The following is a 14,242-nucleotide window of genomic DNA, read 5'->3' as shown; positions in this document are numbered from 1 at the left end:
CGCTCGGCTATGCACTGACGCTTGGTGAGCCGCGCGCTTGGATAGACTTCGCGCAGGTCATCGGCGTCCGCTTGAATCCTGCGGAGCGAGTCTCGCTCGCCTATTCCACGTTGGTCACGCTAGCCCCTGATACCTGTGAGGAAATCGCGGCCGGTGCAGTCTGCCCTGCAGGCAGTCCGAGACCATCCTTCCTCGGAGGGATGTCGGATGCGCGCTGGTGGGCAGCCAACGCGACGCGAACTGAGCTCAAGGCATATGCCGCTGCCGCCTTCGAGGCGATGAGCTCAGCAGACCAAGCAGCCTTTCACCGACACATAAGCGAAATGGAGGTGTGAGCATGAAGATGCTTATACATCGGGACCAGAACGGCCCAACGCTGCCATTTTCCGTGAGTGACCTGAAGCTGCATCTTCGAGTCGACACCGACTACGAAGATACAGCAATCCAGAACATCGGTAAGACCGCTGCGGCCGAAATCGAGCAGTTCGCCCAGATTGCCCTGCTGACGCAGACGATCCGGGTAACGATCTTCGATCCGTCGCAGGATTGCGGTCTGGCTCTCCCGATTGGCCCGGCTGCGGATGAAGACGTTCCTACCGTGACAATCGACGGCGAGGCATTCACCGCCTTTGATTTCGTCGGAGGCAATCGGCCCTACGTCCGCTGGCGTGCAGATTACTACGACCTGACGCCCACCCGCATTACGATTGAGTATCAGGCTGGGTTCGGTGCAGCCGCCACAGACGTGCCGCCAGACCTCGCGCAAGCGCTCATGGATCAGGCGGCGCTCCACTATGACGGCCGATCCCCGATGGATGCGAAGAGCCTTACAACGTCGCCGCACATGGCGCGGGTCGCGGCCAGGTATCGCGGGGTGCAGGTATGACTGACCCTGAGCTCGATGAAATCCTTACGCTTCGCTGGCCCCTCGTCATGCGGCGCGTGATGGCTGACGGATCGGACGAATGGCTGAAGGGCTTCGTTCGCTCGATCGCAAAGCACGGCAAGCGCGCCAGTTGGCGGCCTTCCACCAAGCAAGCTCTCATCATGCGTCAATTGGTGGCTGACCTGTCTCAGCCGCGTGGCGACGAGATCGAACTGATTGAGAGGTGAAAAGCGCGGCCCCGCGCGCCGAAGCAGCGCGGGGCCGAGGTGGTGGACCGGGTCAGCAACGGTGGCACCACTGAGTGAAAGCCTACCACGGGCGGGATCACAGGCAAAGGGCAGTCCGCAAGGTTGAGGCCCGATCCCCGGCACCGCGCTCAGGTGCCGCAAGCAGCAACCGACCGACCGGCAGGAGCGCATGACCGGACGGGCCCAAAGCGAAGGCCGGCTCCGTTGAGCAGACCGACACGCGGAGGGCATGGGGACTGCCACGCCGCTCGGCGTGGGCAGTCGTCCTATGCCCTGCGCTCAGGCCTCACCATTGAGCAGTGAGGAACCGAGATTGAATAGAGAGACGCGCGAGCGATGACCGAGGTGAAGAAAAAAAGAGAGTGGAGACGCGCTGATGGATCGGCGCTGCCGTCGCGCGCAGAGTCGCCAGCGATCGAGCAGGCTGACCTCTTCGAAGCTGGATCTGGTCCCAATGCCGCGACTTTCACGAGCCCGGGGAACCGGGGATGGGAGTTTTCTCTTTTCGCGCAGGATGACGACGGGTCGCCAGCCGAGCGAGCTATGCAATTCATGCATGGCCTTCGTATTCCGGAAGGGCCGAACGCCGGAAAACCTGTTTCCCTCGCCCCCTTCCAACGGCAGTTCATCGAAGGCGCGATGGCCGAAGATACCGCCAACGCGGTTCTCAGCATCGGGCGCGGCAATGGCAAATCCGCGATCACGGCAGGCCTTGCGCTCGGCGGTCTCATTGGCGTCTGGGATCGCCAGCCCCGTCGCGAGATCATCGCAGCCGCCCGGACGCGAGATCAGGGCCGCATCATCTGGGACTTCGTCGCCGGATTCGCTGCCACCCTGCCGCTTGAGCTGCAACGCCGCCTGATCTACCGCCGCGCCCCGCGCCTCGAAATCGAGTTTGAGGGCGACGGCGGCGGGCACGTTCTGCGCGTCATTGCTGCTGACGGCAAGTCCGCCCTCGGCGGCGCTCCGACAATGGCAATCCTCGATGAGCGCGGGCATTGGGCGCTGGATCGCGGCGACGAGCTCGAACACGCCCTGCTGTCCGGCCTCGGCAAGCGGGACGGGCGCGCCTTCCTTATCAGCACGTCCGCCAGCGACGACACGCACCCGTTTTCACGGTGGATCGACGATCCCGCACCGGGTTCCTATGTCCAAGAGCATCGGCCCGCACCGGGCCTGCCTGCCGATGATCCGGAAAGCCTTCTGATCGCCAACCCCGGCGCGCCGCATGGCATCGGCGGTTCGCTGGAATGGCTGGAAGCTCAAGCCAAACGGGCGATCGCGCGCGGCGGTTCGAGCCTCACGAGCTTCCGGCTCTACAACCGAAATGAGCGCGTGTCCGGCGAGTCCCGCGATCTGCTGATCACGCTGGACGAATGGTTGAGCTGTGAAGCCGAGACCCTACCGCCACGCCAGGGCGGCGTTGTGATCGGGATCGACCTCGGTGGTTCAGCCTCGATGACTGCGGCGGCGTTTTACTGGCCCGAAACCGGACGACTTGAAGCGGTGGGAACTTTCCCATCTATGCCCGGCTTGCTGGATCGAGGTCAGGCTGATGGCGTGGCTGGCCGCTACGTTGAGATGCAGGAGCGCGGTGAGTTAACCGTCCTGGGCGACAAAACGGTGCCCGTGGCCCCCTGGCTTGCCGAAGTGATGCGCCACGTCGAGGGCGAGCATGTCACGGCGATCACGATGGACCGTTACAAGCAAGCGGAACTGTCCGAGGCGCTAAACAGGGCGGGGATTCGTGCCCCTTGTGTCTGGCGGGGGCAGGGTTTTCGCGATGGTGGTGAAGATGCGGAACGGTTCCGCCGCGCCGCCTTCGATGGCCTGGTCAAAGCTAGGCCTTCGCTACTGTTGCGCTCGGCCTTTGCGGACACGGTCTGCCTGCGCGACCCGGCCAACAATATCAAGATCGCAAAAGCCCGTTCCACCGGCCGCATCGACGCGGCGGCGGCTTCCGTCCTCGCCGTGGCGCAAGGCGCGCGTATCGCGGCCCAACCCCAAACGAAAGCGAGGATGGCATGGTTCTGAATGCTGGAAGCCTCAGTCGCCGCATTCAGGTGCAGCGTGAAATCCAGGTCACGGGACCGGGCGGAGTGGTGAGCACCGAATGGGAGGATTTTGGCCCAACGCTCTTCGCTCGTCGCCGTGACATGTCTGACGCCGAACGGGTCGTTGCCGCGCACTGGGAAAATAGGCTGGTGAGCAGGTTTGTGATCCGAGATTCGGCCTTCGCGCGCTCCATTCGCCGTGCGGATCGGCTGATGCATGAGGGGATGGCTTACGAGATCGACGGCATCAAGGAACTGCCATTCGACCGGGCCTTCCTCGAAATCACGGCTTGGACGGAGGACACGCTGTGAGCATCCGCAAAGAGCACCATCGTTATTCACGCAAGATCACCCGCACCAAACGCTGGAAAGCGCTGCGCGCGGAGATTCTTGAGCGCGACGGCTATCGCTGTCGGTCCTGCGGCTGCGGAGGACGGCTCGAGGTCGACCACATCAGGCCAGTTAGGACGCACCCCGAGCTGTCCTATGAGCCGCGCAACCTCCAGGCGCTTTGCCCGGGTTGCCACACCCGAAAGACCCGGATCGAGTGCGGGCACCCCCCGCCCCGAGAAGACCGCCAATCTTGGCGGCAAGCTGTCGAGTCGCTTGAGCGGCTCGGGAAAAGTAACCCAACAAAGCATGAGGAATGAGCATGTTGGATTCTGTGAAGATCGCACGGCGGCAAAGCGAAATCCGCCAGAACCTCGCCGAGCTGGCGGGCAAGGAAACCCCGTCCGAGGACGAAATCCGCCAGATGGAAACGCTGGATCGGGAATATCGCTCCAACGAAACCCGCTATCGCGCGGCCCTGATCGCGGAAGACACCGAGCGCCGGGACGCGGGCAGCGAACTGGAAACCCGCTCCACCCAAGAATGGGCCGAGCTGATGGCAGGTTTCGAGATGCGTCAGGTCGCGCTGGCCCTCGATGAAGGGCGTCAGCTTGACGGGCAGACGGCCGAGATCGTGTCCGAGCTGCGCAGCGCGGGCGGCTTCCGGGGCATCCCCGTGCCGTGGCAGGCGCTGGAAGTCCGGGCCGGTGAGACCGTCGCCAGTGGCACCCCGAACCCGATCCAGACTCGCCCCATCATCGACCGGCTGTTCCCGGACAGCGTGGCGGCGCGCATGGGGGCGCAGATGATCAGCATCGACGCGGGCGCGGTCGAATGGCCGGTGACCACCTCGGCCGTCACGGCGGGCTGGGCGGACGGCGAGACGGCGAACGTGGCCGGGCCGACCACCTACGCCACCACTGACCGCGCCATGTCGCCGGACCACAACCTCGGCATTCAGATGCGCATCACCCGCAAGACGCTCAAGCAGTCCGGCGCGGCGCTGGAACAGGCGGTGCGGCGGGATATGAACGGTGCCATGGGCGCTGCGATGGATCAGGCGGCGTTCCTCGGCACCGGGGCCAACGGTCAACCGCTCGGCGTCATCACGGGCGCGGCAACCTACGGCATCTCGTCCACGGCGGTAGCCGCGCTGGCGAGCTGGGGTGCGTTCCGTTCGGCAGTCACCCGGTTCATGACCGCCAACGCGGCCGGTTCTCCAGACGCGGTCCGGGCCCTGATCCGGCCCGAGCTGTGGGACTATCTGGACAGCGCCCTGATCAGCGGCACGGCCGTGTCCGAATGGGATCGTCTGGTGAAGAACATCCCGGCGGGCAATATCGCGATGACGAACAACGCTCTTGCAGCGCCGTCCGGAACGCCTTCCGCCACCTCCGCGCTGCTGACCACCGCGGCGGGCGGTGTCGCCCCGATCTTCGTTGGCGCCTGGGGCGCGGTGGACATGATCCGCGACCCCTACAGCGATGCTCAGTCCGGCGGGCTGCGGATCACGGCGCTAGCTACGATGGACGTGACCGTGGCGCGCCCGGCCCAGCTCGAACTGCTGACCGGTCTCGAACTGGAAGCTGCGTAATGCTCTGGGGCGCTCATGTTGGCAGCCTTGAGCTGCGCACCGAGGGCGGGGAAACCCGCCTTCGGGCAACCTTTCCCTATGGCCGGGAAACCGTGCTGGCCGAGCGCGTGGGCATGGGCCGTGAGCGTCGTGAGATGATCGCAGCCCGTGCCTTCGCGGATCGGATCGAGCGCGGCGAGGACGTGCACTTTCTGTCCGGCCATGACTTCAACAAGCCGCTGGCCTCACGTTCGGCAGGAACCCTGACCCTGACGGAAACGGCTGATGCGCTCACGGTGGAAGCGACCATCGGCGCCGATATGGCGCAGGTCAGCTATGTCCGGGATTTCCTCTCGGCGCATGCGGCCGGGCTGGTGCGGGGCCTGTCTCCCGGCTTTCGCGTTCGGCCAGGCGGCGAGACGGTGGAGGAACGTGGAAACGCAATCCTACGGACCATCACGGCGGCTGATCTGATCGAGATCAGCGCGGTCACGAAGCCGGCTTACCCGCAAGCTCAGATCGAAGCTCGGAACTGGCAACCCATTGGCGAAGTGGCTGAGAGGGTTGTGAAGCAGACACCGCATCCTGCGGTGCGGTGGAGGTAAAAATGTTCGGATGGCTCAAGAATATGCTGCGCCCGATCGAGACCAGATCTAGCGGGTCCGGTTACACCGCCCAGGTCATGGCCGCACGCGACAGCTTCATCAGCGGGCGGCGCGGCGTGGCCGAGCTCACGGCGACGGTGCAAAGTTGCGTCAGCCTCTGGGAAGGAGGGTTCGCAATGGCGGACGTGTCCGGCACCGAGCTGCTGACCCGCCAGACGATGGCGATGATTGCACGCTCGGCCGCGCTGAATGGCGAGGCGGTCTACCTGATCACCGAGCTTGGACTTGTCCCGGCGACCGATTGGGATGTGACCACCCGTGACGGCAAGCCCCGTGCTTACCGCTTGTCCATCCCAGAGGCTGGCGGCGGGCGCACGGTAACCGCTTTGGCGGCCGAGGTGCTTCACCTTCGGATCGGCTCGGACAACCTGAGCCCTTGGATTGGAACGGCCCCGCTGCGTCGGTCCAGCCTCACTGGGGCGATGCTCCACGCGGTTGAGTCGGCCCTTGGCGAGACCTTCGAGAATGCCCCGCTTGGCTCGCAGATCGTGCCACTGCCGGATACCGGGGCCGATGACATGGCCTCGATGCGTGGCGCATTCCGAGGGCGGCGCGGCTCTACGCTGGTGATCGAGGGCGTTGCGCAGGCGACGGCGGCGGGCATGAACCCCCAGATCGGGCAGAAACCGGATCAGCTCTCCCCGGATCTATCGAAGTCCATGACTTCCGAGACGCTGGCAGCGGCCCGCGAGGGCATTCTCATGGCCTATGGCGTCCTGCCGTCGCTGGTGAACCGTTCCGCTACCGGCCCGGCCGTCAGGGAGGCCCAGCGTCAGCTTGCAATCTGGACGCTCCAACCCATCGCTGCGCTTCTTGCCGACGAGGCATCCGCCAAGCTCGGGGGGCGGGTCGAGATCGACACCATCCGACCACTGCAAGCCTTTGATGCCGGTGGGAGAGCCCGCGCCCTCTCCACTATCATCAAAACCATGGCCGACGCGAAAGAAGCGGGCATTTCGCCAGGCGATGTGTCCGGTGCGATGCGTATGGTAGATTGGAAGGAATAGGGCCGGGCGTGCCCTGAGGTTAAAAGCTTCCTCACACCGCCCCGGATCAGTCGGAGAGTGCCGTAAAACCCCGACAGCGCGCGGCTTCCTTGAAGTGTTGGGGGCGCGGCGCGTGACTCTATGCCCCTAGGAGCTGTGACAAGCTGGTATTAGACCAACTGAGACTCGGGATAGGAGGGATAGGTGGGATGCCCGGGATAGGAGGAATGGGCGCGATTGCAGGAATCGGGGCGATAGGTGGGATACTGGTGATTGGCAGAACCGGGCCGCCAGTTGCCCCATTTACAAACGCCAATGCATATCCACGTCTGTCTCTAAAGAACCCGTTAGAAAACTGTCCAATGTGTGCGCCGTTGTAACCAAAGAAGTTTCCATTACTGATGAACGAGATATGGCGGCCGTTCAGGTCATGAATTCTGTCGTCGCGAAGCCAAGCGACTACCCGTCCGTGACGGTCAAAAATCGGATTCATTGCTACCTCAAGTTGCTAAATATTTTGGTAATGTGCTCTACCAACGCTCTCATTTCTCTACGTATCGGTCCGGGACTTCCTCCCAGGATCGACACTTGCGATAGACCTCTTTCAAGAATGTTCTGTAGAGGACATTTCGGTCCACCGTGGCGTTTGGAATGTGTTTCCTGACCGTGTCCTCAAGAGCGCGTTTCATATCATAGTCTAGGTGATGCAAAACGTCTTCAATTTTAATCTTAGCCATTGGAACTCCTATCTCTAAGCCGAACGCCCACACCGCCGCCGTTCTCTTGAATGAATGCAATCCCTGCGTTCTCAAGCGCCTCCTTCATTCTGGCTTGCGCCGTTTCTGAGACTACACGTCGTTCTTTTTCGAAGTCCACAATTGTGGACAGCCCGAAGCCTGCAGCTGCCGCTAGCTCCGGTTGTGTCATTTCTAATAGGGCGCGCGCCGCCCGGCATTGTGCTGGGGTCATTTCAACATTTTCTGTTGACACTTTGAGTGTCGGTGCAATATCAACATAAACTGTTGATACCGTAATTAGGAGTCCCTGGCAATGACCAACGAACGCGCCTGCGCGAACAATGATGCTCAATCTGTTGAACCGGTTTCGCATTGGGAGAACGAAGAGGTGCATCGTCATGCGCTGTGTGTCGAGCCGATCTTTCGAGACCACATTGCGAAAGTGGAAGCTCTTCGGAATCGTCAAGCAGCCTATGTCGCAAGCTTGCCCACCGAGTATCCGGCCGCAGTCTCGGCGGTGCTCAACATCGTTCACCCTGAATTCGAGAGCTATCCCGACGGAGTCGAAGAAGCGCTCCACCTCTCATTCGCTCTGGAGGCGATGATCAAGAATAGCGGCGTAGAAGGCCAGGGGCGCAGTAGAGACGCAGCGGTTTATGTCGCTGAGCGGATAAGTGATGCGATGCACCGGGCCGTGCAAAGCCTCGATAAGATCACTGACATTCTGCAGAACGCAGATAAAGCTGAACGAGGGCTTTAAGTGGAAAAAATTCTTTTAGGGTTGACTGGCGATCTAAAAGAAATCTATTCATTAAGGATGAAGCAGAGCCAGTTCATCACTCTTATGTCGCAAAGTCTCCGGAGGGAGGAAAAGACGATCCGCACAATCGTGCGGTTCTTGCGTGAGGCCGGTTTGTTCACGACTGGCGCGCGGGGGGTGAATGCGCCTGACCTGACATCGTTGGATGCGGTCCGGGTGATCATTGCGGTTGTGGCATCTACATCGCCAGGTAAGGCCGTCCGAGACGTACAATATTTCGGCAAACTCAAGCCGGATCTACGTGCTACGGACGCGCACTTGGATCTGCCAGATTGCCTCAATGCAGACGAAACTCTGGAAGAGGCGTTGGTGAAGTGCTTTGAAGACGCTCTTCCCTACAGCGCCATCGCTCTTGGCCGCCTAACGCTTTCCGAGCAGGGCGACGCCGTGCTTCGTATTGGGGACCGGGACCAGGCTTACCATCAGCGCGAACAATGGGAAGCTGTGAGCAGCTTGCCGATAAAGTCAGAAGAATGGAAAGCTGCCATCCGTGATTGGGAGGGTATGAATCGAATTGGGGGCGATCCAGTTCCGCGCTCAGCACACATAAATCTCGAGACGATCCATCAGATTGGCTTCGAAATGATCGGCTGGGAGGTGGATTGATGGAGCGCCGACCTGCTGCAATCCGAAAATCTGACCTTACGCCAGCTTTCGAAGCGGCGAAGGCTGCGGGCTATGATCAAGTCTCTGTTGTCGTGGAAAGCGCAGACGGAAAGCGATTCCTGATCACGGCCGGGACCGGCGGCGACACCGCCAAGCCCGACATGACACCGCTCGAAAAGTGGAGGGCAGATCGTGCCTCAAGCTGATCTGCCCAAAGGTGTTCACCGTGTCCGGAGAAAGCTGGCGAGCGGCAAGAGCCGCTTTCACTTCTACGCATGGCGTGGTGGCCCAAAATTCTGGGAAGATGACCACCGCAAGCCGAACGACCCTGCTTTCTATCAAGCATTCGCGGAAGCCGCTGCGCGCCCGAAACCGGCCGACTACATGACACCCCAAATGGTGGACGACTTCCTATCCAGCACTGCGCGAGCGAAGGGCGATCGGTCTTTTGCCGATCAACGGAGGTGGGCGCTCCGTTTCGCGGATCACTTCAAGGATGCGCCAGCCGTCATCTTCGAGGAGCGTGGATCGCGCGGCGAAATGAACGCATGGCGGGCGCTCTGGAAGCACTCGCCCAAGCAGCACGATATGGCTGGCACCCATGCAGTCCGCATCCTCAATTGGGCGGTGGATGAGGGCAGGCTTTCCGAACACCACTGCCACAAGCTCCACCGGCTCTATGAGGTGGACAGATCAGAAATCGTCTGGACCCCGGCCGACCGGGAAGCCTTCAACGCAGTCGCGCCGGAATGGGTTCGCCGCATTCTCTGTGCAGCCTGCGAAACCGGCTTGCGTCCGGCTGACCTGGTCAAGCTAAATCCGGCCCATATCGAGCATACGCCGCGGGGCCGTCGACTTCGCGTCCGGACGAACAAGCGTAAGCGGCTGGCTCATATCCCGATCACACCCGCGCTGGCCGAGGTGATCGACACGACACCGCCGGGCCGGTTGCTAATCCTCACGAATGCAAACGGCAACGCCCTGACCCCGCACCGCGCGTCCGAGGGCGTCCGTCAGTGGCGCGATAAGGCCAAGCTGTCCGATGAGCTGCGCCTGTATGATGCGCGCGGGACGGCTGCAACGCGCCTGCTGAATGCGGGACTTTCCCTTGCCGAAATTGCAAATCACATGGGCTGGTCTGTCCGTTATGCGGCGAACGTGATCGAGCATTACGCCCGCGTGTCGCCCGACGAAACCGATGCGGTTCTGGTCAAGCTGGCCCACGCAAAAGGGGATGTAGCATGAACAAAACTGTAAACGGCCCTGTAAACGGTGCAGCCCGCGCAAACACTAGCAACACGCAAGTGCTTGAAAATAAATGGAGGCGAGTACCGGAATCGAACCGGTGTACACGGATTTGCAATCCGCTGCGTCACCACTCCGCCAACTCGCCGCCGTGGTGTTGGCGTCAGATACGGTATCGCAAGCGCCCGCGCAAGAGGCGAGTTGTGCCTTTGGCGCATTGTGCGCAGGCGACGTCGGCTCTGAGCGCAAGAGCAGGTCCGAAGGCCCTCTCGCATAACTTGCTCAGACCCTGCTTCTGTGGCAAAACCGGCCACAAGGGTTTGCTACCGAAGAGTTCTCGACATGCAAGATTTCGCTACGCGCCGCACCATGATGGTCGACACGCAGGTCCGTCCCAGCGATGTGACCAAATTCCCGATCATCGCGGCGATGCTGCATGTGCCGCGCGAGCAATTCGTGCCCGCGGCCAAGCGCGAAGCCGCCTATATCGGGGAAAACCTCGAACTGGCGCAGGGCCGCGTGCTGCTGGAACCGCGCAATTTCGCGAAGATGCTCGATGCGCTCGACATCCAGCCCGATGATCTGGTCCTCGATGTGGGCGCGGGGCTCGGCTACTCCTCCGCCGTGATCGCTCGGATGGCCGAGGCGGTCGTCGCGCTCGAAGACGAAGAGATGGCATCGCAGGCAGAGGCTGCGCTGGCAGAGGCGGGGGCCGACAATGTCGCCGTCGTCACCGGCGCGCTGACCGAGGGCGCGGCGCAGCATGGCCCCTATGACGCGATCCTCATCGAAGGGGCGGTCGAAACCGTTCCCGCCGCGCTGATCGAGCAACTCAAAGAAGGCGGCCGGATCACCGCAATTTTCATGGAAGGCGCCCTCGGGGTCGCCCGGATCGGTTACAAGATCGACGGTGCGATGAGCTGGCGCGATCTTTTCAATGGCACCGCACCTGTCCTCCAGGGGTTCGTGAAGCCGCGTGAATTCGTGCTCTGAGGAGCACATCGAATAGGCTAGCTGTTTTGCAGGATATGCAATCGGGCGCTGAGCCGATAGAATTTGAAGCAATCGCGCCCGGCGGCAGAGGGACAACACCTGCATCTGCGGCGATACAGGAAACGAGGGACATTCGATGCTGCGCAAGACTCTGACTATGACCGCTTTGGTCGCGGCTACCGCATTTGGGCCGGTCGCGGCAGGGGCGGAGACGCTCGCCGATGCGCTGGTCTCTGCATATCGCAATTCGAACCTGCTGGAGCAGAACCGGGCCGCGCTGCGGGCCGCCGATGAAGACGTCGCTCAGGCGGTCGCGAATCTGCGCCCGGTCCTGCAGTGGACCGCGAGCTACGATTACCTGAATTCCGACGCCACGGGGGCGATCTCGCAGAGCGCCTCGACCTCGCTCGGCGCGTCGATGACGCTGTTCGATTTCGGTCGCAACAAGATCAATGTCTCGATGAAGAAAGAGACCGTGCTGGCCACCCGTGAGGGTCTGCGCTCGGTCGAACAAAACGTGCTGTTGTCGGCGATCCAAGCCTATTCGGACGTGAAATCGGCCTCCGAGCAGGTTGCGATCAACCAGAACTCGGCGCGCGTCCTAAACGAAGAACTCAAGGCCTCGAACGACCGTTTCGAAGTGGGTGAAGTCACCAAGACCGACGTGTCGCTCGCTCAGGCGCAGTTGGCCTCCGCCCGCGCCTCGCTCGCTGCGGCACAGGGCAACCTGCGCTCCGCACGCGAGGCCTATAAGGCGGCGACAGGCCACTATCCGAGCAACCTCGCGGCCTTCCCGAAGCGTCCGTCGCTTCCGGGCTCGCTGGACGCTGCACGCGACATCGCGCTGCGCACCCATCCGAGCATCAAGCAGCTGCAGCACACCGTCGCGGTCTATGACCTCGGCGTGGATTACGCCCGCGCCAATCGCCTGCCGAAAATCACCGGTTCGCTTGGCCTGCGCCAGCAAGAGCAGGGCGTGCAGACGCAATCCGCCGGGATCGAGCTGAACCAGACGCTCTATTCGGGTGGCGCGCTTCTTTCGGCGCAGCGTCAGGCCGTGGCGAACGATCAATCGGCCCGCGCGCAGCTGAGCCAGGCCGGCGTGACGGTCTCGCAAAACGTGGCCAACGCCTGGGCGGCGATCGACATCGCGAAGGCGCAGATTTCGGCTTACGATCAGCAGATCACCGCAGCCCGGACCGCCTATCAGGGCGTCAAGGAAGAGGCGCTTCTGGGCGCGCGCACCACGCTCGACGTGCTCTCGGCTGAACAGGACCTGCTGGATGCGCAGGCGGGCCGGATCGACGCGGCGGCCACTCTGCAGGTAGCTTATTATCAACTTTTGTCCGCTATGGGTCTGTTGACGGTAGAAAACCTGAAGCTTGGAATTCCGACCTATGATCCCGCGGCCTATTACAACTCGGTCCGCACCGCGCCCCTCACGCTCAGCCCGCAGGGCAAGCGTCTGGATCGTGTGCTCAAGGCCATCGGCCAGTAACGACCGAACGGTGTTTCGGCGGGCTTTCGGGCCCGCCTGCCGCGCCGCTGTGGCGCAGGCATCGCAGCCTCCGGGTGTCCCTTGCAGTTTCGGATCCGTCACGGCTGGACAGGCGCGCGTGCGCGCGGCAGGATGGAGTGATCATGGCTGATACCCGACCCAGACCCGAAATCGAAGATGTGCTGGCATCGATCCGGCGACTGGTGTCGCAGGACAGCCCGCGTGTGGCCGAGAGCTATCCGGCCTCGAAAGGGGAGGGCTCGACGCCCGATCCGCTGGTTTTGACACCCGCGCATCTCGTGTCGGACACTCAGGCGGGGTCGAAAGGCGATATCCACGATCTCGAGTGGTCCGCGCCGGGTGTTTCGCCGGAAGAGGAAGCCGAGGCGGCGCAGGATGACGCGGCCGATCTGTCGGAGGCGCCCACCGAGTCGGTGGAGCCTGCACAGCTGTCCGAGGCCCGTCGCAAGCCGCAGAATTTTGAACCCGAATTCGATGATGCCGAGGCCGAGCCCTGGCCGTCGGAGGCGGAATTGCCGCAGGGCAGCTTTGACGACGAGCTCAAGCGGCTGGAGGGCTCGCTCGCCCAGCTCGAGGCGGAAGTGGCGCGCGATGGTGCCGATTACGAATCCGAGACGGGCGACGCGTTCGAACCGGCAGGCACCGCGCCGCTGACCGAACTGCCCGAAAGTTTTACGCCGGTTTGGGATCAGGGCTCCGATCCGGAGCAGACCTTCGCCAGCGCAGAGTGGGAGGACGTGGCCGGCTTCGTCGCGCCCCACGCGCCGGAAGCTGACGAGGCGGTAGCCGACACGGACACCGCCCCCGAGGCGCTGGAGAGCGCCGAAGATGATCCTCTGGCGGCGCTCGATTTTGATGACGGCTCTCCTGCAGAGGCCGAGCCGGAAGACATCAGCACCGACGATGAGCCCCTCGCGACCGAGGCCGTGATCGGCTTCGACGTGCCGCCGGGGGCCGAGGCTGAGCCAGAGCTAGAGTCGCTGCAGGACACCACCGCAGCGCAGGATTGGGAAGATCTTACGCCGGAGATGGACGGCGGTGATAGTACTTCCGAGTTCGCGCAGGCTAGCGAGCATGCGGCTGATACGCCGCCGCGTCGCCTGCATCTCAGCGATGCCGGGGCGCGTGCCCCGGAGCCGGAGCCGCGGACGTCCAGCTATGCGGAGCTGCGAGCGACGCTCGAGGAAGATTTCGAGGCGGATGAGATAGCCGCGCTCGAGGCCGAACTTGCGTCCACCTCGGACCAGCCCGATGCCGCCTTGCATCCGCTGGCGCAATCGATGACCGAGACCCAACTTCGGCACCTCGTGTCTTCACTGCTGCGCGAAGAGCTTCAAGGCGCGCTCGGCGCGAAGATCACGCGTAACCTGCGCAAGATGGTGCGTCGCGAAGTGCAGCGCGCTCTGATGAGCCGCGATCTGGACTGAGGTTGGAGATGCTCGGGCAGGGACGCCCGAGAGCGACTTAGCCCTGCTCTGCGCGGCCAACAATGCGCGCATCGTCCGGGAAACTTTTGCCACCGACGAGGCACGCAAAGCGTCTCTTTAGATCGCTGAGAAGAACAAGCCCAAGAAATTCAA

15 protein-coding genes and 1 tRNA gene are annotated in these 14,242 nt (G+C 62.6%); 14 read left to right on the top strand and 2 right to left on the bottom strand.

Features of this window, described 5'->3' with window-relative positions; all coding sequences use genetic code 11:
• Positions 1-337: 337 nt before the first annotated feature.
• The 8 genes from BMI91_RS10380 (at position 338) to BMI91_RS10345 (ending at position 6,763) form a co-directional block, all read left to right on the top strand.
• The gene (locus BMI91_RS10380; RefSeq protein ID WP_078604890.1) at positions 338-886 is read left to right on the top strand and encodes a head-tail connector protein; all 549 of its coding nucleotides are present in this window, start codon (positions 338-340) and stop codon (positions 884-886) included.
• The gene (locus BMI91_RS10375) at positions 883-1,113 is read left to right on the top strand and encodes a hypothetical protein (RefSeq protein ID WP_078604889.1); all 231 of its coding nucleotides are present in this window, start codon (positions 883-885) and stop codon (positions 1,111-1,113) included. The genes BMI91_RS10380 and BMI91_RS10375 overlap by 4 nt, the downstream gene beginning before the upstream one ends.
• Before the next feature lie 357 nt (positions 1,114-1,470).
• A complete protein-coding gene (locus BMI91_RS10370; protein WP_078604888.1) occupies positions 1,471-3,168 on the top strand; it encodes a terminase TerL endonuclease subunit in 1,698 nt (565 codons plus the stop codon).
• On the top strand, positions 3,159-3,500 hold the full coding sequence (locus tag BMI91_RS10365; protein WP_078604887.1) for a head-tail adaptor protein: 342 nt from the start codon (positions 3,159-3,161) through the stop codon (positions 3,498-3,500). The genes BMI91_RS10370 and BMI91_RS10365 overlap by 10 nt, the downstream gene beginning before the upstream one ends.
• A complete protein-coding gene (locus tag BMI91_RS10360) occupies positions 3,497-3,838 on the top strand; it encodes an HNH endonuclease (RefSeq protein WP_078604886.1) in 342 nt (113 codons plus the stop codon). Before BMI91_RS10365 ends, BMI91_RS10360 begins: the two co-directional genes overlap by 4 nt.
• Before the next feature lie 2 nt (positions 3,839-3,840).
• Positions 3,841-5,112, top strand: coding sequence for a phage major capsid protein (locus tag BMI91_RS10355; RefSeq protein WP_078604885.1), 1,272 nt, complete (start codon positions 3,841-3,843; stop codon positions 5,110-5,112).
• The gene (locus BMI91_RS10350; RefSeq protein WP_078604884.1) at positions 5,112-5,696 is read left to right on the top strand and encodes an HK97 family phage prohead protease; all 585 of its coding nucleotides are present in this window, start codon (positions 5,112-5,114) and stop codon (positions 5,694-5,696) included. The genes BMI91_RS10355 and BMI91_RS10350 overlap by 1 nt, the downstream gene beginning before the upstream one ends.
• Before the next feature lie 2 nt (positions 5,697-5,698).
• Complete coding sequence (locus BMI91_RS10345) at positions 5,699-6,763, top strand: phage portal protein (RefSeq protein ID WP_078604883.1); 1,065 nt, start codon at positions 5,699-5,701, stop codon at positions 6,761-6,763.
• Between the two features lie 118 nt (positions 6,764-6,881).
• Here the strand turns inward: BMI91_RS10345 and BMI91_RS20340 are convergent, their stop codons facing one another.
• Entirely contained in the window at positions 6,882-7,235 is a 354-nt protein-coding gene (locus tag BMI91_RS20340; protein ID WP_425274936.1) for a 4-fold beta flower protein, read from the bottom strand.
• Between the two features lie 557 nt (positions 7,236-7,792).
• Between BMI91_RS20340 and BMI91_RS10330 the strand changes: the two genes are divergently transcribed.
• The 3 genes from BMI91_RS10330 (at position 7,793) to BMI91_RS10315 (ending at position 10,150) form a co-directional block, all read left to right on the top strand.
• Positions 7,793-8,239, top strand: a complete 447-nt coding sequence (locus BMI91_RS10330; protein WP_078604880.1) for a hypothetical protein — start codon at positions 7,793-7,795, stop codon at positions 8,237-8,239.
• Entirely contained in the window at positions 8,240-8,905 is a 666-nt protein-coding gene (locus BMI91_RS10325) for a hypothetical protein (protein ID WP_146684055.1), read from the top strand.
• Positions 8,906-9,097: 192 nt separating this feature from the next.
• The gene (locus tag BMI91_RS10315; RefSeq protein WP_208607974.1) at positions 9,098-10,150 is read left to right on the top strand and encodes a tyrosine-type recombinase/integrase; all 1,053 of its coding nucleotides are present in this window, start codon (positions 9,098-9,100) and stop codon (positions 10,148-10,150) included.
• A gap of 74 nt (positions 10,151-10,224) precedes the next feature.
• Here the strand turns inward: BMI91_RS10315 and BMI91_RS10310 are convergent.
• Positions 10,225-10,298 (bottom strand) — tRNA-Cys (locus tag BMI91_RS10310).
• A 194-nt stretch (positions 10,299-10,492) separates the two neighbouring features.
• Between BMI91_RS10310 and BMI91_RS10305 the strand changes: the two genes are divergently transcribed.
• From BMI91_RS10305 to BMI91_RS10295, 3 genes are all read left to right on the top strand, one after another.
• Positions 10,493-11,143, top strand: coding sequence for a protein-L-isoaspartate O-methyltransferase family protein (locus BMI91_RS10305; protein ID WP_078549127.1), 651 nt, complete (start codon positions 10,493-10,495; stop codon positions 11,141-11,143).
• A 136-nt stretch (positions 11,144-11,279) separates the two neighbouring features.
• Positions 11,280-12,641 (top strand): TolC family outer membrane protein, encoded by a 1,362-nt coding sequence (locus tag BMI91_RS10300; protein ID WP_078542289.1) that lies wholly within the window; start codon positions 11,280-11,282, stop codon positions 12,639-12,641.
• 143 nt (positions 12,642-12,784) lie between these two features.
• On the top strand, positions 12,785-14,089 hold the full coding sequence (locus tag BMI91_RS10295; RefSeq protein WP_078604876.1) for a hypothetical protein: 1,305 nt from the start codon (positions 12,785-12,787) through the stop codon (positions 14,087-14,089).
• Positions 14,090-14,242 lie beyond the last annotated feature (153 nt).

The sequence above is a fragment of the Thioclava sediminum genome, assembly GCF_002020355.1.
GTDB classification, from domain to species: domain Bacteria; phylum Pseudomonadota; class Alphaproteobacteria; order Rhodobacterales; family Rhodobacteraceae; genus Thioclava; species Thioclava sediminum.
Note: the sequence above shows the minus strand (reverse complement) of the source record. Positions and strands in the feature narration are given on the sequence as shown.